The organism is Pseudomonas sp. AGC41 (assembly GCF_057334555.1).
The window spans coordinates 8,176-31,620 of sequence record NZ_JBHFJB010000056.1; the positions used below are offsets into that span (position 1 = coordinate 8,176).

General features: G+C 60.1%; 24 protein-coding genes and 1 pseudogene. 17 read left to right on the plus strand and 8 right to left on the minus strand.

All coding sequences use genetic code 11. The features are described from left to right. Nucleotides 1-594 precede the first annotated feature (594 nt). The 15 genes from ACE04F_RS11085 (at nt 595) to ACE04F_RS11155 (ending at nt 13,714) form a co-directional block, all read left to right on the plus strand. Complete coding sequence (locus ACE04F_RS11085; RefSeq protein WP_370871129.1) at nt 595-1,506, plus strand: methyl-accepting chemotaxis protein; 912 nt, start codon at nt 595-597, stop codon at nt 1,504-1,506. Between the two features lie 11 nt (nt 1,507-1,517). Further along, nucleotides 1,518-1,886 carry a response regulator gene (locus ACE04F_RS11090; RefSeq protein WP_042730627.1) on the plus strand — a complete coding sequence of 123 codons (369 nt, stop codon included), beginning with the start codon at nt 1,518-1,520 and terminating at the stop codon, nt 1,884-1,886. A 15-nt stretch (nt 1,887-1,901) separates the two neighbouring features. Continuing rightward, entirely contained in the window at nt 1,902-2,186 is a 285-nt protein-coding gene (locus ACE04F_RS11095) for an STAS domain-containing protein (protein ID WP_305495393.1), read from the plus strand. Nucleotides 2,187-2,225: 39 nt separating this feature from the next. Continuing rightward, on the plus strand, nt 2,226-4,322 hold the full coding sequence (locus ACE04F_RS11100; protein ID WP_486106638.1) for a chemotaxis protein CheA: 2,097 nt from the start codon (nt 2,226-2,228) through the stop codon (nt 4,320-4,322). 32 nt (nt 4,323-4,354) lie between these two features. Continuing rightward, nucleotides 4,355-6,013 carry a methyl-accepting chemotaxis protein gene (locus ACE04F_RS11105; protein ID WP_486106640.1) on the plus strand — a complete coding sequence of 553 codons (1,659 nt, stop codon included), beginning with the start codon at nt 4,355-4,357 and terminating at the stop codon, nt 6,011-6,013. Between the two features lie 39 nt (nt 6,014-6,052). After that, nucleotides 6,053-6,589: a chemotaxis protein CheW gene (locus ACE04F_RS11110; RefSeq protein ID WP_305495396.1), complete on the plus strand. Its 537-nt coding sequence runs from the start codon at nt 6,053-6,055 to the stop codon at nt 6,587-6,589. Beyond that, nucleotides 6,586-7,422 (plus strand): CheR family methyltransferase, encoded by an 837-nt coding sequence (locus tag ACE04F_RS11115; RefSeq protein WP_486106642.1) that lies wholly within the window; start codon nt 6,586-6,588, stop codon nt 7,420-7,422. The genes ACE04F_RS11110 and ACE04F_RS11115 overlap by 4 nt, the downstream gene beginning before the upstream one ends. Beyond that, nucleotides 7,419-7,916 carry a chemoreceptor glutamine deamidase CheD gene (cheD, locus tag ACE04F_RS11120; protein ID WP_486106644.1) on the plus strand — a complete coding sequence of 166 codons (498 nt, stop codon included), beginning with the start codon at nt 7,419-7,421 and terminating at the stop codon, nt 7,914-7,916. Before ACE04F_RS11115 ends, cheD begins: the two co-directional genes overlap by 4 nt. Before the next feature lie 2 nt (nt 7,917-7,918). Next, nucleotides 7,919-8,998, plus strand: a complete 1,080-nt coding sequence (locus ACE04F_RS11125) for a protein-glutamate methylesterase/protein-glutamine glutaminase (RefSeq protein ID WP_486106646.1) — start codon at nt 7,919-7,921, stop codon at nt 8,996-8,998. Between the two features lie 448 nt (nt 8,999-9,446). After that, nucleotides 9,447-9,986, plus strand: a complete 540-nt coding sequence (locus ACE04F_RS11130) for a hypothetical protein (RefSeq protein WP_486106648.1) — start codon at nt 9,447-9,449, stop codon at nt 9,984-9,986. Between the two features lie 115 nt (nt 9,987-10,101). After that, the gene (locus ACE04F_RS11135) at nt 10,102-10,710 is read left to right on the plus strand and encodes a DUF1349 domain-containing protein (protein ID WP_486106650.1); all 609 of its coding nucleotides are present in this window, start codon (nt 10,102-10,104) and stop codon (nt 10,708-10,710) included. A gap of 232 nt (nt 10,711-10,942) precedes the next feature. Continuing rightward, nucleotides 10,943-11,470, plus strand: a complete 528-nt coding sequence (locus ACE04F_RS11140; RefSeq protein WP_486106652.1) for an HvfA family oxazolone/thioamide-modified RiPP metallophore — start codon at nt 10,943-10,945, stop codon at nt 11,468-11,470. Between the two features lie 62 nt (nt 11,471-11,532). Beyond that, nucleotides 11,533-12,384, plus strand: coding sequence for an HvfB family MNIO-type RiPP peptide maturase (locus ACE04F_RS11145; protein ID WP_486106654.1), 852 nt, complete (start codon nt 11,533-11,535; stop codon nt 12,382-12,384). After that, nucleotides 12,377-13,117, plus strand: a complete 741-nt coding sequence (locus tag ACE04F_RS11150) for an HvfC family RiPP maturation protein (RefSeq protein WP_486106656.1) — start codon at nt 12,377-12,379, stop codon at nt 13,115-13,117. The genes ACE04F_RS11145 and ACE04F_RS11150 overlap by 8 nt, the downstream gene beginning before the upstream one ends. Before the next feature lie 324 nt (nt 13,118-13,441). Next, nucleotides 13,442-13,714: a hypothetical protein gene (locus ACE04F_RS11155; RefSeq protein ID WP_486106658.1), complete on the plus strand. Its 273-nt coding sequence runs from the start codon at nt 13,442-13,444 to the stop codon at nt 13,712-13,714. A gap of 258 nt (nt 13,715-13,972) precedes the next feature. Here the strand turns inward: ACE04F_RS11155 and ACE04F_RS11160 are convergent, their stop codons facing one another. The 5 genes from ACE04F_RS11160 to ACE04F_RS11180 all read right to left on the minus strand — a co-directional run bounded on the left by ACE04F_RS11160 (nt 13,973) and on the right by ACE04F_RS11180 (nt 19,632). Next, nucleotides 13,973-14,344: a VOC family protein gene (locus ACE04F_RS11160; RefSeq protein ID WP_486106660.1), complete on the minus strand. Its 372-nt coding sequence runs from the start codon at nt 14,342-14,344 to the stop codon at nt 13,973-13,975. A gap of 275 nt (nt 14,345-14,619) precedes the next feature. After that, a complete protein-coding gene (locus ACE04F_RS11165) occupies nt 14,620-17,010 on the minus strand; it encodes a TonB-dependent siderophore receptor (protein WP_486106662.1) in 2,391 nt (796 codons plus the stop codon). A gap of 120 nt (nt 17,011-17,130) precedes the next feature. Continuing rightward, nucleotides 17,131-18,111: a FecR domain-containing protein gene (locus ACE04F_RS11170; protein WP_486106664.1), complete on the minus strand. Its 981-nt coding sequence runs from the start codon at nt 18,109-18,111 to the stop codon at nt 17,131-17,133. Next, nucleotides 18,098-18,613, minus strand: coding sequence for a sigma-70 family RNA polymerase sigma factor (locus ACE04F_RS11175; protein WP_486106700.1), 516 nt, complete (start codon nt 18,611-18,613; stop codon nt 18,098-18,100). Before ACE04F_RS11175 ends, ACE04F_RS11170 begins: the two co-directional genes overlap by 14 nt. A gap of 290 nt (nt 18,614-18,903) precedes the next feature. Next, nucleotides 18,904-19,632, minus strand: a complete 729-nt coding sequence (locus ACE04F_RS11180) for a hypothetical protein (RefSeq protein WP_486106666.1) — start codon at nt 19,630-19,632, stop codon at nt 18,904-18,906. A 169-nt stretch (nt 19,633-19,801) separates the two neighbouring features. Between ACE04F_RS11180 and ACE04F_RS11185 the strand changes: the two genes are divergently transcribed. Both ACE04F_RS11185 and ACE04F_RS11190 read left to right on the plus strand, forming a co-directional pair. Further along, a complete protein-coding gene (locus tag ACE04F_RS11185; protein WP_486106668.1) occupies nt 19,802-21,367 on the plus strand; it encodes a methyl-accepting chemotaxis protein in 1,566 nt (521 codons plus the stop codon). Nucleotides 21,368-21,438: 71 nt separating this feature from the next. Beyond that, nucleotides 21,439-21,636 (plus strand): annotated as a pseudogene (locus tag ACE04F_RS11190) (hypothetical protein); the annotation flags it as partial. Here ACE04F_RS11190 and ACE04F_RS11195 read toward each other — a convergent pair. The 3 genes from ACE04F_RS11195 to ACE04F_RS11205 form a co-directional block, all read right to left on the minus strand. Beyond that, nucleotides 21,616-21,846 (minus strand): DUF7683 domain-containing protein, encoded by a 231-nt coding sequence (locus tag ACE04F_RS11195; protein ID WP_486106670.1) that lies wholly within the window; start codon nt 21,844-21,846, stop codon nt 21,616-21,618. The pseudogene ACE04F_RS11190 and the gene ACE04F_RS11195 overlap by 21 nt on opposite strands. An 89-nt stretch (nt 21,847-21,935) precedes the next feature. Beyond that, entirely contained in the window at nt 21,936-22,193 is a 258-nt protein-coding gene (locus ACE04F_RS11200; protein WP_486106672.1) for a pyocin S6 family toxin immunity protein, read from the minus strand. A gap of 2 nt (nt 22,194-22,195) precedes the next feature. Next, entirely contained in the window at nt 22,196-23,389 is a 1,194-nt protein-coding gene (locus ACE04F_RS11205; protein WP_486106674.1) for an S-type pyocin domain-containing protein, read from the minus strand. Nucleotides 23,390-23,445 lie beyond the last annotated feature (56 nt).

The window sequence follows — 23,445 nt, forward strand, 5'->3', positions numbered from 1 at the left end:
TGCTCCCGCTGGACTGCGCAGCAGGCCCAGAATCCTTGGGGCTGACACTTCTGGCGAAACCCGATAAAAACGGGGCCGCTGCGCGGCCCAGCGGGAGCAAGCTCCCTCGCCACGGGTTATCCGCAGGTCAGCCCTTCTCGACATTTCTCCGATTTCGTCTATTCTCAGATAGCAATGTGCCATTATTTTTGTCGAAACCGGACGACTGGTCCTCAAGACCGCGTCGGCTTTGCAGATAACCAGTCATTAGCAAATATCCTGTCGGCAACACTGTTCAAGGACCGAACCATGACGTCGTATTCCCACGACCACTCCCTCTCCAAAACCCACCCACGCGTTCTCTGGCACGCCTTGATCGTGGCCATCGCCGCAAGCGTCGGCGTGCTGGCACTTAACGGTGCGAGCACACAGAACATCGGTTTGAGCGTCGTGCTGGTGGTTCTTGGCGTGGCCGTCGGCGTCTTGGGCGCGCGTTCACAACGTCTTCAACTCGACGAGGCGACGGCCGCGGCCATCACCCGCCACGAGTTGCAAGCCGCCGGTCATGTGTCCCATAAAACCACCGCGCAGCTCAACGAAGTGATCCTTGGCGCGATGCCGATCTGGGCCAAGCAAGTCGAAAGCTCACGCCAGCAGACTGAAACCGCAATCGTCTCGCTGACCACCCGTTTCACCGGCATTTCTTCGCGCCTTGAAGAGACCGTGCAAGCCTCGCAACAGGCCGCCGGCGAGTTGGCCGGCAGCGGCGGTGGCGGTGCCGTCCAGGTACTGGCACAAAGCGAAGGCGAACTGGTCAAGGTCATCGACTCGCTGAAAACCACCCAGGCCAGCCGTGATGAAACCCTGACCCAGGTCCGCAACCTGACCGCCTACACCGGCGAACTGCGGACCATGGCCGCCGATGTCGCGGCGATTGCCGCCCAGACCAACCTGCTGGCCCTGAACGCCGCCATCGAGGCCGCCCGGGCGGGCGAAGCCGGGCGCGGTTTTGCGGTAGTGGCCGATGCGGTGCGCGCACTGTCGAGCAAATCCAGCGAGACCGGCCAGCAGATGTCGGCCAAGGTCGACGTCATCAATACCGCCATCACCCAACTGGTCCAGGCCGCCTCCAGCGGCGCCGACCAGGACAGCCAGTCAGTGGCCGTGTCCGAAGGCAGCATTCAGCGCGTGCTGGAACGCTTCAAAAGCGTCACCGAGCGTCTCGCCGATTCGGCCGACATGCTGCAACGGGAAAGCTTCGGCATTCGCGACGAGCTCACCGAAGTGCTGGTCAATCTCCAATTCCAGGATCGGGTCAGCCAGATCCTCAGCCACGTGCGCGACAACATGGAGGACCTGCATGTGCACATACAGCAGGCCAACCAGTCGCCCGACCAGGCTATCTCCATCGACGCCCGCCAATGGCTGGCGCGCATGGAAACCACCTACGCCACCGACGAGCAGCGCCGTAATCATCATGGCGACTCGGCCGCGCAACAGACTTCACAGGAAATAACCTTCTTTTAGGAGAGCCGTTCATGGCTAAAAGTGTATTGGTTGTCGACGACTCCGCGAGCGTTCGGCAGGTGGTCGGCATCGCGTTGAAAAGTGCCGGCTACGACGTGATCGAAGCCAGCGATGGCAAGGACGCACTGGGCAAGCTCACCGGGCAGAAAGTCCACCTGATCATCAGCGACGTGAACATGCCGAACATGGACGGCATCACCTTCGTCAAGGAGGTCAAGAAGCTCGCCAGCTACAAATTCACGCCGATCATCATGCTCACCACCGAATCCCAGGAATCGAAGAAGCAGGAAGGCCAGGCCGCAGGTGCCAAGGCCTGGGTGGTCAAGCCGTTCCAACCGGCGCAGATGCTGGCGGCGGTATCCAAGCTGATTCTTCCTTGATGGCCGGAGGCTTCGATGCCGCTGCTGTACGAAACAGAAGATGACACCGCGCAGGTGCAGATCGACGGCGAGCTGACGATCTACACCGCCGCCGACCTGGCCGCACAATTGCTGCCACGGCTGGGGGCCACGCCGAACATGGCACTGGACCTGTCGCAGATCACCGAGATGGATGGCGCCGGCCTGCAACTGCTGCTGATGATTCAGCGCGAGGCCCCCAAGGCCGGCACCCAACTGACGGTGACCGGCCAGAGCAAGGCCGTTACGGAGACACTCGCCCTGTGCAACCTCGTTGCCTAGAGGCCCCGCGACACGTCGGACACGACAAAGGATATGAGCGTGAGCATCAATCTCGATCAGGCACAACAAACGTTTATCGTCGAGGCACGAGAGCAGTTGCAGGCGATGGAAGAATCGCTGCTGCAACTGGAAAACGACCCCGCCGACGATGACGCCATTGGCGCAATTTTCCGCGCGGCCCACACCATCAAGGGCTCGGCCGGGCTGTTCGGCCTGGAGCCGATCGTCAGCTTTACCCACATCGTCGAAGACGTGCTTGACCGCTTGCGTGAAGGCAGCGTCGCGGTGGACCCGGGCCTGATCGCAGTGCTGCTCAAGTCCGGCGATCACATGCTTGAACTGATCGACGTGGTCGCCAACCAGGGCTCGACGTTGCAGCCCCCTGCCCTGGCTCGGGAAATGGAGTTGTGCCAGATCCTCCAGGAATACCAGGCGCCCCCGACCGCGCCCGAAACCACTGCACAGGCAACTGAAACGAGCGAGTCAACCGACGCGCGCCTCTGGCACATCAGCCTGCGCTTTGGCCAGGAAGTGTTCCGCAATGGCATGGACCCGCTGTCGTTCCTGCGCTACCTGCAGACCCTCGGTGAGATCGTCGACATCACCACGCTGACCGAAGCGATGCCGGCTATCGAAGCCTGGGATGCCGAATCCTGCTACCTGGGTTTTGATATCGGGTTTCGCTCCGCCGCCGGTCATGCCGCGATCAACGAAGTCTTCGATTTTGTTCGCGAAGATTGCGTCATCGAGATCGTTGCCGTGCCAGAGGCAGAGTCCCAGGCGAGCACCGATCTGGTCACCACCGCCCAGACAGCCAGCGAAGAAAGCACCGCCATGGTCACCACCGGCGAGCTGCTGCCAGACCAGCGCAAGACCCCGCGCATGCCGGCCCAGGTCGCGCCTGACAAACAGGCCGTGACCAGCGACGGCAAGAGCAGGGACGGCACGTACGTCCGGGTCAACGCCGACAAACTCGACGAACTGATCAACCTGGTCGGCGAGCTGGTGATTGCCAGCGCCGGCGCCAGCCTGCTGGCCCGCACGTGCCAGAACGACCCGTTGCAGGAAGCCACCTCATCGGTATCCGGGCTGGTGGAAGAGATTCTCGACGGCGCCCTGCGCCTGCGGATGATCCCGATCGGCGAAACCTTCAACCGCTTTCGCCGGGTAGTGCGCGACGTCAGCCAGGAACTGGGCAAGGACATCGACCTGATCATCAGCGGCGCGGAAACCGAGCTGGACAAGACCGTCGTGGAAAAGATCGGCGACCCGCTCATGCATTTGCTGCGCAACGCCATGGACCACGGCATCGAAACCGCCGAGGCACGGCTGGCCGCCGGCAAACCGGCCAAGGGTCACCTGCACCTCAACGCCTACCACGACTCGGGCAGCATCGTGCTGGAAATCGCCGACGATGGCGCCGGCCTGAACCGCGACCGCATCCTGGAAAAAGCCCATGAGCGCGGCCTGATCGCCGCCGGCGCGAACCTGAGCGACCAGGAAATCTACAACCTGATTTTCGAACCCGGCTTCTCCACCGCCCAGGCCGTCACTAACCTGTCCGGGCGCGGTGTGGGCATGGACGTGGTCAAGCGCAACATCACCCTGCTGCGCGGCACCGTCGACCTCGACAGCCAACCGGGCAAGGGCACCGTGGTGCGCATCCGCCTGCCGCTGACCCTGGCGATCATCAATGGCTTCCTGGTCGGCATCGGCCAGTCCACCTATGTGATTCCGCTGGACATGGTCCAGGAATGCATCGAACTGAGCGAAGACGATGGCGTCGCCAGTCGCGAACAAGGCTACCTCGACCTGCGCGGCGAAGTGCTGCCGCTGGTGTACCTGCGCGATCATTTCCATCACGAAGGCCCGGCCTCGCGCCGGCAGAACGTGGTGGTGGTGCGCTACGCCGAACTCAAGGCCGGGTTGGTGGTGGATGACCTGCTGGGTGAATTCCAGACCGTGATCAAACCCCTGGGCAAGCTGTTCGGCGCACTGCGCGGCATCAGCGGCTCGACCATCCTGGGCAGCGGTGCGGTGGCTTTGATCCTCGACGTCCCCGCCCTGCTCACCCAGATCGCACAGACAGAAAACCGCTACAACCCGACCCCATTACAACAAGCCAACGCTCGCTGACGCTTCAACACTCCATGGAGAGGTATTCCCCAATGAAATGGTTCTACGACCTTAGAATCGCCACCAAACTGATCACCTCGTTCCTCGTGGTGTTGGCGCTGACCGCCGTCATGGGCGTGTTCTCGATCATCCAGCTGGGCCAGGTGAACGGCACCACCACCGAGATCCGCGAAAACTGGATGCCGTCCATGCGCGCGGCCTCGGGCATGCGCTTCTTTGCCGCGAGCTTTCGACTCAAGGAAAACCGTCACATTTCCGCCGACTCCGAGCAAGAACGCGTCACGCTGGAGCAGGAAGCCGAGGAAGCCAAAAAGGCCTTCGAAACCCGCCTGGGCACTTATGAAAAACTGCTCTCCAATGCCGAAGACCGTCAGCTGTTCGAAACCACTCGCAATGATTGGAACGCTTACCTCGTGACCAGCAAGGATCTGTTCGCGCTGTCCCGGCAGAACCAGACCGAACAAGCCATGGCGCTGCTCAAGGGCGAGTCCAAGCGTCAGTTCGACCTGATCACGAGTGACCTGCAAAAACTGGTGGAATTGAACGACGCCGGCGCCGGCGCCGCCAGCGAGCATGGCACCGCGCTCTATGAAAAAGCGCGCCTGTCGATCATCGCCGTGCTGGCTGCCGCCTTGCTGGTGGGCCTGGGCCTGGCGCTGTTCATTTCGCGGATCATTTCCCGTCCGCTGAAGCAGGCCGCCGCCGTCGCCGAACAGCTGGCCGAAGGCAACCTGAACGCGAAAATCGAAGCCGGCTCCAAGGACGAAACCGGCATGGTGCTCAATGCCATGCAGAATATGGTCGGCAAGCTCTCGCACATCATCGGTGAAGTGCGCAACGCGGCGGACAACCTTGCCAGCGCCTCCGAAGAAGTCAGCGCCACCGCGCAATCGATGAGCCAGGCCACCAGCGAACAGGCGGCCAGCGTCGAGGAAACCAGCGCCTCCATTGAGCAGATGAGCGCCAGCATCAACCAGAACACCGAGAACGCCAAGGTTACCGACGGCATGGCCAGCAAGGCCGCCAAGGAAGCCACCGACGGCGGCGAATCGGTGCAGCAGACCGTGGTGGCGATGAAAAAAATCGCCCAGCGTATCAGCATCATCGACGACATCGCCTACCAGACCAACCTGCTGGCGCTCAACGCCGCCATCGAAGCGGCCCGCGCCGGCGAACACGGCAAAGGCTTCGCGGTGGTCGCCGCCGAAGTGCGCAAGCTGGCTGAGCGCAGCCAGGTTGCCGCCCAGGAAATCGGCGAGCTGTCGTCCAGCAGCGTCGACATGGCGGAGAAGGCCGGGAACCTGCTCAACGAAATGGTCCCGTCCATCAACAAGACTTCCGACCTGGTGCAGGAAATCAGCGCCGCGTCCGAAGAACAGGCCGCCGGCGTGGCGCAGATCAACACCGCCATGACTCAGCTCAACCAGGTGACCCAGCAGAACGCCTCCAGCAGCGAAGAGCTGGCCGCCACCGCTGAAGAGATGAGCAGCCAGGCCGAACAGCTGCAACAGGCCATGAGCTTCTTCACCCTGGACACGCCGGCCAAGTCCGCCATGCAGAGCGCCAGGGTCGATAACACCCCGGGGCCGTCCAGCCGCAAACCGGCGCGGGCACCGGCACCGGTGATGCCCAAGGCGTTTGCCTACAACATGGCCAGCGCGCCGGACGAATCGGAATTCACCCGGTTCTGATGGCCCGGTTTCACAGGCTTGCCTAAAGGAGAAAAAGCTATGGGCGCCATCGCGACCACACGTCAGACCGTCAGCGCGGTCGAGGAAGAAGCGCAATACCTGACGTTCATGCTCGGCACGGAGATGTTCGCCATCGGCATCCTGTGCATCAAGGAAATCATCGAGTACGGCAACCTGACCGTCGTGCCGATGATGCCGGCCTTCGTGCGCGGGGTGATCAACCTGCGCGGCGCGGTGGTGCCGGTGGTGGACCTGTCGGCCCGTTTCGGCCGGCCAAACTCAGCCATCAGCCGGCGCAGCTGCGTGGTCATCATCGAGGCCGCCAGCGCTGATGGCCAGGCCCAGGACATCGGCCTGCTGGTGGACACGGTGTCGGCGGTGCTGGAAATCCCGGCCTCGCAGATCGAGCCGCCGCCGAGTTTCGGCGCGAAGATCCGCGCCGACTTCATCAGCGGCATGGCCAAGGTCGACGGCAAGTTTGTCATCGTGCTGGAGGTCGACCGGGTGCTGTCCATCGACGAGATGTCCGAACTCGCCCAGGCCAGCCCCGCCGCGTTGGAAGCGCCAGCCTCATGAGCACAGACACTTGCAAGGAACGCACAGTGAATTCAATGGCCCTCACCGACCGCGAGTTCAGCCAGTTCCAATCCTGGCTGTACCAGGCCGCCGGCATCAACCTGTCGCCGGCCAAGAAAGCCCTGGTGGCCGGACGTCTGTTCAAGCGCCTCAAGCACTATGAACTGGACAGCTACGGCGAATATTTCAAGCTGATCACGAGCGGCCAGCGCAGCGACGAGTTGCAGGTGGCGCTGGACCTGCTCACAACCAACGAGACCTATTTTTTCCGCGAGCCCAAGCACTTCGACTTCCTTCGCGACCATGTGCTGCCCCACGCGACGCCGGGCAAGACCTTCCGCCTGTGGAGCGCGGCCAGTTCCTCCGGCGAGGAACCCTACAGCCTCGCCATGACCCTGGCCGAAAGCCTGGGCACCACGCCTTGGGAAGTCATCGGTTCGGACATCAGCACCCAGGTGCTGGCCAAGGCCCGTTCCGGGCATTACCCGATGGAACGCGCGCGCAACCTGCCCCATCCGTTGCTGGTGAAATATTGCCTCAAGGGCACCGGCAGCCAGCAAGGCACGATGCTCATCGACCGGGCGCTGCGCAACCGCGTCAACTTCATCCAGGTCAACCTCAACGACACCCTGCCGGAGTTGGGAGAGTTCGACGTAATCTTTCTGCGCAACGTGATGATCTATTTCGACCAGCCCACCAAAAGCAAAGTGGTCGCCCGGCTGATCCCCCGGCTCAAATCCGGCGGCTATTTCATCGTCAGTCATTCGGAGAGTCTCAATGGCGTGTCCGATGCGCTGAAGTTGGTCGCCCCTTCGATTTATCGCAAGCCATGAGCGCCGCGATAAAGCAGGTGGCGGAAATCTACCTCGGTCCGGGAGAGTTTCGCTTTGCGACCTGCCCGACCCGGCTGCGGACGATCCTCGGTTCGTGCGTGGCGATCACGCTCTGGCATCCGCAGCGCAAGATCGGCGGCATGTGCCACTTCATGTTGCCGAGCCGGGTGCGTTGCTCCACCGCGTTGAATGGGATGTACGCCGATGAAGCCATCGAACTGTTCGTCCGCCAGGCCCGGGCCCATCGCACCGAGCCTGAGGAATACCAGCTCAAGCTGTTCGGCGGCGGCGAGATGTTCCCCGAACTGCAACGCCATGTGCCGTACGGCGACGTGGCGCGGCTGAACGTCAACGCGGCGCTGGAAATGGCCGCGCTCTATCGCCTGGACCTGATCGCCCAGGACATGGGCAGCACCGGCCACCGCAACATCATCTTCGACCTGTGCACGGGTGACGTCTGGGTCAGGCACCAACCGATAAGGACCCTGCACTAACCATGTCAGGCAAAAAGATAAACGTATTGCTGGTGGATGATTCCGCCGTGGTCCGCCAGGTATTGCTGGCGATTCTCAGCGAAACGCCGGACATCAACGTCATCGGCGCAGCCTCGGACCCGATCTTCGCCATGGATAAACTGGCGAAGGAATGGCCCGACGTGATCGTGATGGACGTGGAGATGCCGCGCATGGACGGCATCACTTTCCTGAAAAAAATCATGAGCGAACGGCCCACCCCGGTGGTGATCTGCTCGTCGCTGACGCCCAAAGGCGCGGAAACCACTTTGCAAGCGATGGCCGCCGGGGCGGTGGAAATCATCACCAAGCCCACCAGCGGCCTGAAGAACTTCCTCTTGGAATCGGCCCCGGAACTGGTGTCCGCCATCCGCGCCGCCGCCCAGGTCAACGTCCGCAACCTCGGCAAACGCCCGGCTCCGGCAGCGCCGCTGACCCCGGCGACCAAACTCACCGCCGACGCCATGCTGCCCGCCGCCAACGGCCACGCCATGGCCCAGACCACCGAACGCATCGTCGCCATGGGCACCTCCACCGGCGGCACCCAGGCGCTGGAAGCAGTGCTTACCGCCCTGCCACGGGTATGTCCGGGCATCGTCATCGTCCAGCACATGCCGGAAAAATTTACCGCGTCGTTCGCCGCGCGGCTTAACAGCCTCTGCCAGATCGAAGTGCGCGAAGCAAAAAACAACGACCGCATCCATCCGGGCCTGGCCCTCATCGCCCCTGGCGGCAAACACATGATGGTGACCCGCAGCGGCGCGTTCTATCACGTGCAGGTAGTAGACGGCCCGCTGGTCAATCGCCATCGCCCTTCGGTGGATGTGCTGTTTCGCTCGGTGGCGAAGTTCGCCGGCCGCAATGCCACGGGCATCATCATGACCGGCATGGGCGACGACGGCGCCCGCGGCCTCAAGGAAATGCTCGACGCCGGCAGCGCCACCGTGGCCCAGGATGAGGCCAGCTGCGTGGTGTTCGGCATGCCCAAGGAAGCCATCAAACTCAACGCCGCGCAGCGGGTGATGCCGTTGCAGGAGATTGCGCAGGTGATATTGCATCGCTGATCGACGCTCGACCCGTGGCGAGGGAGCTTGCTCCCGCTGGGCTGCGCAGCGGCCCCACATACTCGGAGGCGCCTTTGCAGATCGAGTTGCCAGGGTTCAGGGCCGCTGCTCGCCCCAGCGGGAGCAAGCTCCCTCGCCACAGGGAAAGCGCTTCAAACAGGCGAGATCGTCGCCAGCACACCGATCAGCAGCGTCAACGCCAGAAAACCACCCAGAAAAATCGCCATCTTCGCCATGAGCATTCTCCCATTAGAGTCATTGCGGCACGACCGGATTGTGGAGCGGTCACTGATACCGTTACAGACGCACCTGCGGCCAAAAAATGCGGATCAGCGCATAAAGCCAGAAACCCGCCAAGCCAGAACTGCAGAAGTACGCCATGATCCCGGCTATCATGCCGCACGTCCATTCAACGGGCGTGCTGCAAGCCACCCTAAAGGATCCAGGTATGCCCCTTCTGCCGTCACGCGCCACCCTCTTCTTCTCCGGTATTTTGCTCAGTTCCGTATGCCTGGCCGAAGGCGAGCCGGCAGAAAGCGTTATCAAGGACTCGACCAAATCCGCGGTCTCGTCGTTCATCACCGCAGGCAAGAACCTGTTGGGCGGTGTGAGCGAAGGCGTGCTCGACGGGCGCGAGTCGGTCCAGGGCACCGACGGCGCCGCGATCATCTCCTCCGGTGAGCAAATGAAAGACCGCATCACCATCGAAGTGCTGAAGCTTGAGCCCAGCGAAGAGAACATCACCATCACCCTCGGCTTCAAGAACAGCACCGACACCCAACTGCGCCTGATCAACCTCGGGCAAACCGGCACCCTGCTGGCCATCGACCAGGCCGGCTACGCCAACCGCCTCACCGGTCTGGACAACCCCGACGAAGTCACCGTCCCGCCGAAGATCGCCGTGCGACAGAAATTCGTTTTCGAAGGCATGAACGAGGCGATCAGTGCCGTGCGGGTCTGGGGGGCGGATTATTCGGTCAAGAAGTAATCACCAAACCGTGGCGAGGGAGCTTGCTCCCGCTGGGCTGCGCAGCAGCCCCTCCTTTCTGAACCAACCCCCGGCTCGTCTGTCGACTCCAAACTCTCGAACCAGGAGCACGACGATGCCCGACGAACCCAATACATACCCCCACAGCCTGCTAAACGGCTCATGGCTGAACGAACCGAAAATCCACTCCGCGCCCACAACAGACTCCCTGCACCTGGAAACCGACATCGCTACCGACTTCTGGCGAGAAACCCACTACGGCTTCACCCACGACAGCGGCCACTTCCTCGGCGTTGAAACCCCTTCCAGCTTCACCTGCCAACTACGCATCCGCGGCACCTTCGAAGCCCTGTACGACCAGGCCGGCCTCATGGTCCGCATCAACGAGCGCCAATGGGTCAAGGCCGGGATCGAACTGAGCGACGGCCAAGCCATGCTCGGCAGCGTGCTCACGGATGGCCAATCCGACTGGGCGACCAGCCTGTACACCGCCGATCCCGGCGACTTCTGGATGCGCGCCACGGTCGTCAACGGCGTGCTGCGCTTGCAGGTTTCTGCCGATGGACTTCGTTGGCCGCTGGTGCGCTTATGCCCGTTTCCCATCGCACCGACCTACCGCGTCGGCCCGATGGCCTGTAGCCCCAAGCGCGGCGGCTTGAAAGTGGCTTTTTCCGACTGGACGCTCGGACCTGCGCCGGGCAAGGACTTGCATGATCTGACCTGAGCGCGGCGCCTTTTGCAGCGCTCTGTATCCGCGACACACAGCAATACAAACACACCGCGGCATGACACATCCCAGATACACGACAAGCGCCAAATGGCCCCGTCCGAACAGGCCAGTCGCGCCTTGCTTCGACCCGACGTGCCCAGCACCGGGCAAGCAATGTGACGCCGCCACGGCACACGCCCCGCGCAACGTTGCCAGGGGCCACATCGCTCTTATCTGGAGAAATCTCATGACCCGTACAAAAAACTCGAACACCGCTCGCCTCGCCCTTGCCGCCCTTGCCCTGTCTGGTGGCTTGAGCCTCGCCCAGTCGGCTTTCGCAGTCGACGCCCTGCCCCAGGGTTATCAACTGGCCTCGGCGGGAAAAACCTCCGAAGGCAAATGCGGTGAAGGTAAATGCGGTGCTGCCGAATCGGGCAAAAAAGTCACCGACGCGGAAGGCAAGTGCGGCGAAGGCAAATGCGGCGCCGAAGAATCCGGCAAAAAAGTCACCGCAGCGGAAGGCAAATGCGGTGAAGGCAAATGCGGCGACGCGTCCTTTGCCCGTACCGACACCGACGACGATGCGCGCGTGTCGCTGAAAGAATTCCTCACCGTCGCGCCGACCCAGCAAGCCGAGTTCGAGAAGATGGACACCAACCACGACGGCTACCTGTCCGAAGCGGAAACCTACAAATACCGCACCGGCCAATACACCGCCAACGGCAAGAAAGTGCCCACCGAGCTGTTCATCCACATGAGCAAAGCCAAGGAGTAAATCCTTCGCGCGCCCTCCCGGTGGATCACACCGGGAGGCTTTGGTATCCCTGGAGAGCAGCGATGAGCACCTTCACCTCACCCAACGGCGCCGGGCTCGGCCTGCGTCGCGCCATGCTTGGCGAGTTGCTGAAAATGGCCCCGGGCGCCGTGGATTTCCTCGAATGCGCCCCCGATAACTGGATCGGCGTCGGCGGCGTCTACGCCGAGCAACTCGATCAACTGGCCGCAAAGCACCCTATCACCTGCCACGGCCTGTCGCTGTCCCTCGGCGGCCCACAACCACTCGACCTCGACCTGCTGCGCGGCACCCGGCGTTTTCTCGATCGCTACGCCGTGGCGATCTACAGCGAGCACCTGAGCTACTGCTCCGCCGGCGGCCATCTCTACGACCTCTTGCCGATCCCCTTCACCGACGAAGCCGTCCACCACGTCGCCGCGCGCATACGCCAGACCCAAGACATACTCGGCCAGCGCATCGCCGTGGAAAACATCTCCTACTACGCCGCGCCCTTCCAGGCCATGAGCGAGATCGACTTCATCACCGCGGTCCTCGAAGAAGCCGATTGCGACCTGCTGCTGGACGTCAACAACCTCTACGTCAATGCGATCAACCATCGTTACGATGCGCAGAAATTCCTCGCCGCCCTGCCCGCGCAACGCGTCAGCTACCTGCACGTCGCCGGCCATTACGACGAAGCCGACGACCTGAAAATCGACACCCACGGCGCTGCCGTCAAGCAAGACGTCTGGAGCCTCCTGTACCAGACCTACCAACGATTCGGACCAGTGCCGACACTGCTGGAACGCGACTTCAATTTCCCGCCCTTGTCGGAGTTGCTCGCCGAAGTCGAGCAGATCAGACAGCTGCAACAACTGGCCTGCCCGGCCACACCGGAGGCCCGCCATGCCTGAACAACTGCTCGAACAACTCAACTGCATGGCCAATTACGCCCGCAACCCCCATAACCCGCCCCCGCCAGGGCTCGAAGCCCGACGCCTGGCCATCTACCGCCGATTGTTCATCGGCAACATCGAATCACTGCTCGCCGCCAGCTTCCCGGTCATCCACCAAACCCTGTCGCGCGCCGACTGGCAAAGACTGGTCCACCACTTCTACGCCAATTACCGCTGCCAGACGCCGCTGTTCACACAGCTTGCCGGTGAGTTTGTCGCTTACTTGGAGCAACACGAGGATCTGCACGACCTGCCGCCGTGGCTGCCCGAACTCGCCCAGCACGAATGGAGCGAAAGCGCCCTGCTGCTAAGCGATGCGGTGGAGCCGTCCCACAATCCCCACGGCGATTTGATCGACGGCGCGCCCGTGGTGTCCGGATTGGCTTGGGTACAGGCGTATGAATGGCCGGTGTGCGACATCGGACCGGATTATCAGCCCACCGAAAAGCCTGCGGCTGCGACGTTGGTTCTGCTTCAGCGGCGCGCCGGGCGAGTGGCGTTTTCGCGGATGGCGCCAATGGCGTATGCGCTGTTGGTTTCGCTGATGGAGCATCGGCGCAGTGGACGGGAGCATTTCGTGGCGCTGGCTGATGCGGCTGGAGTGTCGGTGCGGGAGTTGATGCCGATGGGGGTGGCGGCGCTTGAGGGGTTCAAGGTGCAGGGGATTGTGTTGGGGACGCGTTGGGGGTAAGCGGCCAATCTCGAAGAATTGCGACTATTCCTACACAACGCTCGGAATCGGTCACCTATCCGGCTCAGGTGCTTGAACCTATAGTCAGTCGTGTCGCCCCGAATGGCGATCAGGTTTGGCGACCTGGATATCGGATTGCAAAAGTTCTGCGTTTTTGACGAAGGCTTTGGCACACTTGCACGGCTGCCCGTTATGGCAGTTGTGCGTGGGAGACCCTAGGGTCTGCCGGTAATCCGATCCCGGTTCGCCAACCTGCGTACAACTGCCACCCGATTGTTTGGCGACGATTGAGTGGTTAACCCTCATCTGATCGGAGTTTCAAACATGGAAAGGTACGTTCCCATTACCGGCATAGACTGCACCCCCGCTTCCCTTCTCATTGATACACAGGCCCCGCTTGATGTTTTGCATGCGACGGCTGATTACCGTATCCGGGTCGTGACACAGGTTCTGGAAAATATTGCGTTTCGTGCAGAGATTGGTAGCGACACGGTGGTGCTAACGGATTTCGCGCAGTTGCTGGCCATTCCGCTTAGGGATGGGTGTGATTTGTTAGAGGTAATTGGGCGGCGACTTCAGGAGCAGGTTGAGGCTTGATGAGGGAACGGGCGTTCGCAGGCGCCCGTTTTTTAAGGGCTCAGATGGGCACTTTGGGATGGCGTGCCTGAAGCACTCTATACGCTCGGTGCTTCGGGCATTTTGGAGAGTACTGAACGGCAGCTATCGGCCAATAGCGGCCTGTCGTTAACGGCTGCAATCGACCCAAAGCGCCCCTTCGCGACAGTTCTTGGCCGTTTCCGCCCGTCGCGAGAGGCAGAAAACGTTCCCAGCAGACTCAACTCCGGATGGCAGTGACTAGTTGTAGCGTGCGGCAAACGCTCGACTAGAAATGGAAATTGAATTGCCGTCGGGGTCTTTGGCATTGGCGAAGGTATAGCCGTCGGCCTTGTGTGTGGCTCCAAACTTCAGTCCCTGCATCAGGCATTTTTCCTTAAAGCCATCGACATCCTCGATGTCAAAGACAAGTTTGACGGTGACTTGGCCTGTCTTGACGCTTTTTCCCGCTAGGTGGGCCATTAGAATCGCACCTCCGTTCGCAGACCTCAATTCGACGACCCGGTCATCAGCATCACGCGTGCTGACAAAGCCGAAATGATGCTGATAAAAATCGCAAGTCTCCTGAACATTTCTGACGTACAGCATTATCCGGTTGAGTGATGGTTGCATGGTTCTTCCTTGAAAATTGTTGATAGAAGACGCTGAGAGCTCGGCTCATTTTCAACACTGTGAGTGCGGTTGTCGAGAGACCGCTTTTGGCCGAAAGCAGACGCTCAAAAACAGATTAGTGTTATCTCGCGCCACTACCGTGTAGTTAACAGCCGGCGCGTAACGATGAAAATCGAACGCCCTTGCTTTTTTTCATCTTTCAGAAAGATGCCAAGCTGACGGCGCCCGCGGTATACCGGGCACCGCTTCCTATGGGAAAAAGGCTACACGCCTACCTACCAGTTGTAACTCACTTTGGCGGTAATCTCGCGACCCGGGTTGTAGAAGTTCGCTGTGCCGGAACCGACCACGTGCTGCTCATCCAGCAGGTTGCTGACGTTCACCGCAAGGTCGGTGCCCTTGGCGATTTCGTAGTTGAAGGCGGCGTCGAACAGCGTGGTGCCATCGCTTTTACCGGAGTTGGCTGCGTCGAAGTAATAAGAACCGACGTAGCGCGCACCCAAGCCAACGCTGACATCCGTGCCGGGCACGTCGTAATAACTCCAGAGCGAAGCGGTATGCTTGGGTGCCGTGGAAAACTCATTACCCTTCAGGGAGCTGCCGTCGTACAACGAACCGCGCAGTACCTCGGACTCCATATAGGAGTAGCCGCCTATCAGGCTGAGGTTCTGTGTCACCTGCGCCTTGGCCTCCAGGTCGAGGCCACGCGCCCGCGATTCGCCCACGGTCTGTTGCTCAATGATGCCGCTCGGCAGCACCACGGCGATGGTGACGTTTTCCTGGGTCAAGTCATAAACGGCTGCGGAGAACAGTGCGTCCATCCCCATCGGCGCATATTTCACGCCCACTTCGTACTGCCTGCCCGTCTGCGGCGTTACGCCAACCTGAGGCGGCGAGACGGATTCCACCATGCTCACATAAGTCGACACCTCATCGTTGACGATATAGGTCAACGCACCTCGGTAGGAGGTTTCGGAAAAGTTGTCTTTCTCAGTGGCTTGCAAGCCTTTGCTGGTAAGGTCCATCGAGTCGTTGCGCATACCCGCGGTGACGATGAAACGCTCGTAGAACGACAGGTTTTGCTGAAGGAATACGGCCTTGGTAGTCGCGTCTCGCTTGTTGACGGCATACGGCGCGATTGAGCGTGAAACGCCAGTGAACACCGGATTTGCAATGTCAATCGGGGTCGTCAGGGCGTAGACCGAGCTTTCCTTGGTGGTCGAATCGAGGTACTCCACGCCCACCAGGCTGCTGCTGTCGATGTTCTCGAAGCGGGCATCGTATTGCAGCATCAGATTGCCGTTGAACTGGTCGGCTTCAGTGTCCGTTCCAAACAGATACCGGTCAACGGTAGTACCGACGCGTGTGGCGCTGTCGCTGAGGTAAACGTAGCCAAAATCATCGGTCAATTTGCTGTAACGCAGATTGCTGCGCAGTACGAAGCCGTTGTCGAAGTCATGGGTGACGTTACCGCTGAGGCTGGTGCGCTCGACATCGTGAAAGTTGTAGCTGGGCTCACCATAGAACTTGCTGCGGTCGTACTCCCTGTCCAGCGGATAGCCGCCACTGTTGGGCGAACTTTCAGTTTTCAGATAGTCCAGAATCATGGTGGCTGACGTGTAATCCGTGGGAGCCCAGGTGAGGCCACCCATCACCAAGCGGTTGTCGTCCTGTGAATGATCGTACTCGCGGTCGCTGTTCTGGCCTTTGGCAGTAAAGCGGCCAGCCACGGTTTTCTCGTCGTTCAGCGCATCCCCCACATCGATGCCTGTCTCGACATGGTCAAACGAACCGTAGGTCACATAGCCTTGGCCAAACTTCTCGAAGCGCGGCTGTTTGGTCACGAAATTCACCGAACCGCCCGGGTCCGCTGGGCCAAACAGCGTGGAGTTGGCGCCACGCAGAATCTCTATGCGTTCATAAGCGAACGGATCTTCGCGTACGCCGCGCATCGAACTCAGGGTCAAGCCGTCACGGTAGGTGGTGGCCTGGAAGCCGCGGATCTGGAAATAGTCGTTGCGGTCATCCGTACCGTAGAAGTCACTGACCACGCCCGGCGTATATTGCAGCGCCTCTTCCGTGGTGCTGACGCTGCGTTGCTCCATTTCCTTGTTGGTAACAACCGACACCGATGCCGGTGTATTGAGAATGCTGGTTGCCACCTTGCCGCCAACCCAGAGCTCCTTGGCGACTACCGAGTTGGCGTCGTCGTCGGCACTGACCCTGACCTTGGCATTGATGATCAGGGGTGCAAGGCGGTATGCCTCGACGTCCGCTGCGTCGAGCTCCAGCGGGCCGGCGGGCTTGGGTTGAGGGGACAGGAGATAGGCATTCGGGCCTTGCTGTTCGATTTGCAATTCGCTCCCCTGCAGCAACGATGACAGCGCTGCCGACGTATCGAGCGTGCCATTCACGCCGGCAGTGGTGCGGTTCGCGACACTCGACGCGTCGAAGGAAAGACTGATGCCTGCCTCGCGCGCAAAGCGGTCAAGCGCCGGCGCCAGCGGGCCGGCAGCGATGTTCCACTGCTTGGTTTGATTGCCGTGGTCAACGCTGGACGTTTGTGCCAGCGATGGCAATGCGCAGCTGCTCACGATCAAACCCAAAATCGCACCCTGCAAGGCACGACTTAATGGATGGCGCTGTGAAACGGGGGACGAACTCATTTTCTCGCTCCAAGAAAGGACATCGACAGACTGGCCTGTATTCCGGCCTTCCTTAGAGGTCGAACGAGAATGAGAAGCTACCTCATTATTTTTCAGGTAGTGCAAAAGTTTTTGATGGGCTCAGGCGGCAGCGGTCACGGTCACCCAATAACGGGTCCGATAATCAATGCGCAAGTGCAGTGACTGCGCGATCAATGCCAGGACCTGATCGTTGTCGGCGAGCTGGAAGGTGCCGGAAACGCGACGATCAGCGACCTCTTTGGCGCAGCGCAGTACCCCGGGGCGATAACGCGACAACTCGACGATGAAATCATTGAGGCGCATATTGCGCGCACTGATCACCCCGTCGCCCCAGCTCCATAAATCAAGGCCGTTGTCCCTGAACATTCGGGCGCCACTTGATGTGAACAGCAGTTGGCCTCCAGCCTGGACGCTGCGGCTCGCAGGCGTTTGACCGGAGCCGGGGAAAACCGTGACGGATCCTTCCTGAGCCGCGACCAGCGTGCCTTCATCCAGCTCGCGTGCCAGAAAGCGGGAACCCTGAGCGCGGATGATCCCGTCACGTGACTGCACCCACAACGGTCGCGCTCGAGGCGAGTGTTGATCCGCGCCGACATTCACGATGATTTCACCACGCCGCAGGATTATCAGGCGTCGCTGGGCGTCGAAATCGCTGTCGACGGCGCTATCGCTATTGAGCTGGATAAGGCTGCCATCATCGAGTTGGAAGCGTCGTTGCTCGCCGGTACTGCTGCGCTGCTGCGCAAGCATGGCAGGTACGGGTGTAAAGTCCCGGCCGAGCCAGGCTGCAGTACTTACAGTAGCCAATAGGCCCAGTAGCTTCAGGCTTTCCCGTCGCCGCATTCCATGATGGGTGCTATCAAGGGTTTGTCGGGCCAGTCGAGCGGGCACGCCGGCGAATTCATCCCCAAGCGTTTCCACGCGCTGCCACGCCAACACATGCTCCGGGCACTGCTGCAGCCAATGCTCGAAAGTGCGCTGGGTTTGTTCATCGGCTTGATTGAAGCGAAGGCGCACCAGCCATTGGATTGCCTGCTCGACAATGGCCGGATTGAGCGCCTGCGGCTCACGCCTCGACATAACGCAAGCGATAGCAGTGTTGCAGGGCCGTGGCCAGGTCGCGTTCCACCGTCGCACGGGAAACACCCAGCTTTTCGGCTATTTGCGCACAGGTCAGACCGTCAAGTCGGGCAAATAAAAATGCCTGGCGAACTCTGGGTTTAAGCATACCGAGCATACGGTCTATGCGCTCGAGCGCATCAAGAATCAACAGCCGACTTTCTTCCGAGGGAACCTCGTGATGTGGCAGCAACGTGACGCTTTCCAGGTAGGCGCGTTCAAGTTCGCGCCGACGATACTGATCAATCATCAGGCCGCGGGCGATACTGCTCAAATAGGCGCGTGGTTCGCGCAAGGGGCTGGACTGACGGGATTTGAGCAGACGCACGAAGGTGTCCTGCGCCAAATCTGCGGCGTTATCGCGACATCCAATGCGTCGGATCAGCCAGCCATGTAACCACGAGTGGTGGGTTCGATAGAGCAGCCCTAGATCTGCATTACCTAGCGTTTCATCGCTGCGCATCGGAATCCCGGCAAGTACATGATTGATAATTAATCGCATTCTACTCACGCGCTAGGCCTTAGGCAAATACGTGGCGCTCGGTGTCCGCTTTTGCGCGAACGACGGGGAAAAGTCCGTCGGCTCCTTTTTGCCATGTCTGCCAGAACGTCGAGAGACAGATTGCTGGACAGGCTCATTCTGGCCCACGTCAGGACGTCGGACGGATGCTCCCAAGGCGCCGGACGCCTCTACACAAGTTGGGTCTGCAGCAGGTTCGTAACGCGATGGTGAAAATCACCTGATGGAGATACTCAAACCCGCACCGAAATCCGCTCCGCAGCCCGCCTCTCAAACATCGCCTGCTCCGTCTCTCGCGTCGCCCGCTCGCCCTTGTGCGCCAGCTGATTGAAAAACAACCCATCCGAATACTCCTGAATAGGCACCGACCCAGAGCTCTTCAGCAACGGGGCAAGATCGATTGTTTTGGCGAAGTTTTCCTTGGTCAGGCTGTAGAGGCCCAGGTAGCTGCCGGACCATGGCGAGTCGGCGTCGACCAGGTCGATGGAGGCGTCGCGGACCGCGATGGCGGCGGCTTTCAAGTCCTTGGAGTCGTTGAGCAGATCGGTCAGCCGCTGGATATCGGCGGTGCTGAGCTTGCCGGCGGTATTGAGCACCTTCAGGCTGCCGTCGGCTTCGACGGTGAAGCCGTATTTCTTGCCGGCCAATTCCGGATGGGTCGTCGAGAGCGTGGATTGAAAGTCCTCGAACGAGGACTTCAGCGTACTGGTCGCCCCTTTGAGGATCTCGGCGTATCGAGGAAAGTCCGGTGATTGCGAGCGCCCGGTCCAGGTCTCGATCGCCACAGGCATCGGCATCGTTGCCTGGGCTTCTTCGCTGGGATGGAAGATGGCCGCTGGGCTGGCGTTGGACAGGGCTAGTTTTTCAGCGTCTGTCGCCGCCTGGGTCACGAGCACCTGTTCGGAGCGCGTGAGATTGGTGTTGGCCGGTGGGCTGTAAGCGGAACTGATGGTGAGTACCATTTTTCATCGGTCCATGATGAGCGGGTTCGTAGAGGTTATCGACGGCTGATGATTGAATCTGTGGAAAGAATGACCACAGTTGATTGTTACCAGAGTATTTCATCGGCATCTCATCAACTTTTCTGAACGGCAGTCGATGGACTTACAGATCCCAGGGAGCAGTTCAGAAATGAGAAACAATCAACCGGTCACGCAACGTGAGATTTCGCTCGCATCTCAGCAGAAGCTGATTTCCACCACGGATACGCGAGGCGTCATCACGTATTGCAATGACGCCTTCGTCGAAATCAGCGGATTCGACAAGGTGGACCTGATCGGCGCACCACAGAATATCGTTCGTCATCCGGATGTGCCGCCCGCCGTGTTTGCGCACATGTGGGCCGCGCTCAAGCAAGGCAAGCCGTGGATGGGGATCGTCAAGAACCGCTCGAAAAACGGCGACCATTATTGGGTCAATGCTTACGTCACGCCTGTTTACGAAGGGAGCCAGGTCGTCGGTTACGAGTCGGTCCGAGTCAAGCCGACGGCCAGCCAGATCCGCCGCGCCGAAGCGCTCTACAAACGCATCAGGCTCGGCAAGGCAGCTGTCCCGAGGCTTGATCGGTGGTACCCCTTCCTGCTCAGTTGGGTACCGGTCCTGTTGATGGGTCTATTGGGCACGGTGGGCGGCGCCTTCCTCGATACCGCCATGGCGATGCTGCTGGCTGTCGGGATATCGGTTCCGGTCGGGTTGATCATTTCGCGCCAGCAGAACAAAGGCGCGCTGCGTCTGCTGGAAATGGCCGAGGCTTCCACCTCGGATGCGTTGCTGGCGAAAATGTACAGCGACGAGCGCGGCCTGCAGGCTCGCCTTGAAACAGCTTTCGAGAGCCAGGCATCCCGGCTCAAGACGTGCCTCACTCGCCTGCAGGACACCGCCGAGCAACTGACCGGTTTGGCCGGCAGGTCCGACGGCCTGGCCGCCGACAGTTCACGCGGGCTGGAACGCCAACGCGTCGAGACTGAGCAAGTGTCGGCGGCGGTGAATCAGATGTCGGCGACCACCCAAGAGGTCGCCAGTCATGTCCAGCGCACGGCTGATGCCACCCAGGAAGCCAACGTTCTGACCGGACGCGGGCGCGACGTGGCCAGAGACACCCGCCAGGCCATTCAACGTCTCTCCGAGGTTGTCGGCGAAACAGGGCTGACGGTCGCGCAACTGGCCAAGGACAGCGACGAAATCGGGACGGTGGTCGATGTCATCAAGGGCATAGCCGACCAGACCAACCTGCTGGCGTTGAACGCTGCCATCGAAGCCGCGCGCGCGGGAGACATGGGCAGAGGGTTCGCGGTGGTTGCCGATGAAGTGCGCCAACTGGCGCAGCGCACGACTCAGTCCACCACTCAGATCCATAGCCTGATTTCCAAGCTGCAGGTCTCCTCCAACAATGCCGTGAAAACCATGGAAAGCGGTCACCGGCAAGCTGAGGAAGGCGTCGCCTGGGTGCTTGAGGCAGACAAAGCACTGATCGGTATCAGCGAAGCCGTCGCACATATAACAGACATGACGACCCAGATTGCCGCGGCGACAGAAGAGCAAACTGCGGTGGCAGACGAAATCAGCCGCAATATCACCACCATCGCGACCCTGGCAGACCAGACCTCCGAACAGGCCAGGCACTCCGCGGAACTGAGCAAGGAACTGACGCAAACAGCCATGACCCAGTACTCGTTGGTGGAGCGATTTAATCGCTAGTCAATCGACCGAGTTGAGTTCGTTTTGCCGAAGCTGATGTTGCGAGGCGGACCGGGGTGACCTGGTCCGCTTCGGCGCGAAAACAATTCGACACCGACACGTCAGAGCATCTGTTCAAGCTGACCACCAGCTACCATTTCCAAGGCCCACTGGAAAAACTGCGCGTGGGCGGCAATGTCTCCTGGCAGAGCCGCATGTATAACGACATTCCGCTGGCTAACGGCTTTCCGGGGCAGATACAGCACGCCTCACTCAAGGCAAACAATTTGGATAATGCGGTTGTCGCCATCCAACGTCGTGCGGGTCCACTCTTTTATTATTTTTATCTGCTGGGGCGACAAATCGTAGCCAAAGCAAAAGTCTTCCGGTTTTGACCAGCCCATAAGTTCGGCTAATTGGTCAATGAAGACACCTGGGACTTCTACACTTTGTAACAGCTCTTCAGTCGTCGCGTTAAAAACTTCTACGGTTGGCTTCATTTGCTGCTTTCCTTGCTGTGCAGGCGGATATTTTCATCTGTTTCCACCTGAGACCGCCGCCATTGCTAAAAAACGCCAAAGAAACTGTCTCAGTCAGCACTAACACCAATGTAATATTCCAAACCAGCGGGAAATTCCACATCTAAAAGCACCTCAATTTTTTTAATTTGATCTTCTGTTATTGCCAGCTCTCCAGGGCTAAATTCGCTGAAGGATCTTTCCTCCGTTATCTGCGCTAGCGCTTCATTTTGCTCAGCGTCTTTTACGTCGAACTCGAACTGCAACGAGTCGTCTTTTTTATCATCCGGATAAAAACCTGTTATTGAAAAGTACGGCACAGCATTCACTCCTATTGCCTTGGGGTTTTTCTACCAGGCTTGGCAGGTTTCGTCTGACGACCTGTTAAATGGTCGTATTCGCCCAAATGGCTTCCTAATTTGTCAAATTTTTCCACAGCATTACTTTTGTAGTCCCATTCATAAATGCGTCCCTTCCTATCGACCCAGCGCCTTCTTTGTTGGCCGCCACCCTGTACGGAGGACTTTGACTTAACCCTGATCGCATCAGGAAAGGCCCGTAGCAGTTTCGGAGGTTCGTAATACTTATGATCCCCCGGAACACTCAAAACTACATAAACCGGCCGAACCCCCGAATCCACCGGAAACACCAGAATGAAATCCTTGTACTCCGGCGGATAGATCGGGTTGACGATGATGCTGTCCGCCACGGGCGTCGGCGGATAAATCCAGATGTGTGGCGTCTGAGGGGCGGCTTCCAACGCCGGGATGCCGAGGGTGTCGGAGGGGTCGATGGCCGGGGTCCAGATCAGTTCGATGCCGTCGCCAAGATCGGCGACGTATTGGTCGGCACGCGGCGTGAGCTGGATGACGTTGACCATTTCCCAGTCACGGTTCTGGCCGGTGTAGAAGCCATAGCCCTTGAGGCTGCCATCGGCCTGCTGCTCGATGCTCAGGCGCATGCGGCTGCGGGCCTGTTTGAGATTGCGCAGCTGGTCTTCGCTGTAGAGTGCGCTATCGCCGAGGCTGGAGGGCCAGAGTAAGGCGACGATGCCGGTCAACAGCCCCGCGCCGACCGTACCGCCGACGCCTCCAGCGGTTGACACGGCGGAGCCGCCCAGTGCGAGCCTGCCTAGTGTGGCGGGTATCGCGCTTGAGCCGATCTGCTTCAGCGGAAGGGTTCCCGACGCGTCGGGGCTCCTGGCGCCAAGCCACATCAGGTCGCCGTACTGCTTGATCAGGTCCGGCGGAACAAAGCCGTTGGGGTTGCTGTAGTCAATGATTCCGTTGGGCAGCGCGCAGCTTTTGGTGAACACCGACCCGGTGATGACGAGAGGCGTCCTCTCAACCTTGGCCCAACGTTGTTTTTCATAAGCAGCCTGTCGGGCAAGCATGGCTTTGTGGCCACGCTGGAGTGCTTCGTACTCCGCCACCTCGCTGCAGGTCATGTCTCGATAGGAAACGCGGTGCCCTTCTCCAGAAGGTGGATTGCGAATTTTGGGCAGGTCTTGGGGGCGTGTGGTCACGAGTCGCGAATCTCATCCTGAAAATCCAGGACGGACGCTAACGCAAGGGGTAAGCG

What these genes read in the sequence shown, in the direction of transcription:
- ACE04F_RS11105 (WP_486106640.1), top strand. Translation starts at nt 4,355, where the DNA reads ATGAAATGGTTCTACGACCTTAGAATCGCCACCAAACTGATCACCTCG.
- ACE04F_RS11160 (WP_486106660.1), bottom strand. Translation starts at nt 14,344, where the DNA reads ATGCAACCATCACTCAACCGGATAATGCTGTACGTCAGAAATGTTCAG.
- ACE04F_RS11140 (WP_486106652.1), top strand. Translation starts at nt 10,943, where the DNA reads ATGACCCGTACAAAAAACTCGAACACCGCTCGCCTCGCCCTTGCCGCC.
- ACE04F_RS11125 (WP_486106646.1), top strand. Translation starts at nt 7,919, where the DNA reads ATGTCAGGCAAAAAGATAAACGTATTGCTGGTGGATGATTCCGCCGTG.
- cheD (WP_486106644.1), top strand. Translation starts at nt 7,419, where the DNA reads ATGAGCGCCGCGATAAAGCAGGTGGCGGAAATCTACCTCGGTCCGGGA.
- ACE04F_RS11180 (WP_486106666.1), bottom strand. Translation starts at nt 19,632, where the DNA reads ATGGTACTCACCATCAGTTCCGCTTACAGCCCACCGGCCAACACCAAT.
- ACE04F_RS11175 (WP_486106700.1), bottom strand. Translation starts at nt 18,613, where the DNA reads ATGCGCAGCGATGAAACGCTAGGTAATGCAGATCTAGGGCTGCTCTAT.
- ACE04F_RS11195 (WP_486106670.1), bottom strand. Translation starts at nt 21,846, where the DNA reads ATGAAGCCAACCGTAGAAGTTTTTAACGCGACGACTGAAGAGCTGTTA.
- ACE04F_RS11095 (WP_305495393.1), top strand. Translation starts at nt 1,902, where the DNA reads ATGCCGCTGCTGTACGAAACAGAAGATGACACCGCGCAGGTGCAGATC.
- ACE04F_RS11085 (WP_370871129.1), top strand. Translation starts at nt 595, where the DNA reads ATGCCGATCTGGGCCAAGCAAGTCGAAAGCTCACGCCAGCAGACTGAA.
- ACE04F_RS11115 (WP_486106642.1), top strand. Translation starts at nt 6,586, where the DNA reads ATGAGCACAGACACTTGCAAGGAACGCACAGTGAATTCAATGGCCCTC.
- ACE04F_RS11145 (WP_486106654.1), top strand. Translation starts at nt 11,533, where the DNA reads ATGAGCACCTTCACCTCACCCAACGGCGCCGGGCTCGGCCTGCGTCGC.
- ACE04F_RS11165 (WP_486106662.1), bottom strand. Translation starts at nt 17,010, where the DNA reads ATGAGTTCGTCCCCCGTTTCACAGCGCCATCCATTAAGTCGTGCCTTG.
- ACE04F_RS11155 (WP_486106658.1), top strand. Translation starts at nt 13,442, where the DNA reads ATGGAAAGGTACGTTCCCATTACCGGCATAGACTGCACCCCCGCTTCC.
- ACE04F_RS11130 (WP_486106648.1), top strand. Translation starts at nt 9,447, where the DNA reads ATGCCCCTTCTGCCGTCACGCGCCACCCTCTTCTTCTCCGGTATTTTG.
- ACE04F_RS11135 (WP_486106650.1), top strand. Translation starts at nt 10,102, where the DNA reads ATGCCCGACGAACCCAATACATACCCCCACAGCCTGCTAAACGGCTCA.
- ACE04F_RS11185 (WP_486106668.1), top strand. Translation starts at nt 19,802, where the DNA reads ATGAGAAACAATCAACCGGTCACGCAACGTGAGATTTCGCTCGCATCT.
- ACE04F_RS11170 (WP_486106664.1), bottom strand. Translation starts at nt 18,111, where the DNA reads ATGTCGAGGCGTGAGCCGCAGGCGCTCAATCCGGCCATTGTCGAGCAG.
- ACE04F_RS11110 (WP_305495396.1), top strand. Translation starts at nt 6,053, where the DNA reads ATGGGCGCCATCGCGACCACACGTCAGACCGTCAGCGCGGTCGAGGAA.
- ACE04F_RS11150 (WP_486106656.1), top strand. Translation starts at nt 12,377, where the DNA reads ATGCCTGAACAACTGCTCGAACAACTCAACTGCATGGCCAATTACGCC.
- ACE04F_RS11090 (WP_042730627.1), top strand. Translation starts at nt 1,518, where the DNA reads ATGGCTAAAAGTGTATTGGTTGTCGACGACTCCGCGAGCGTTCGGCAG.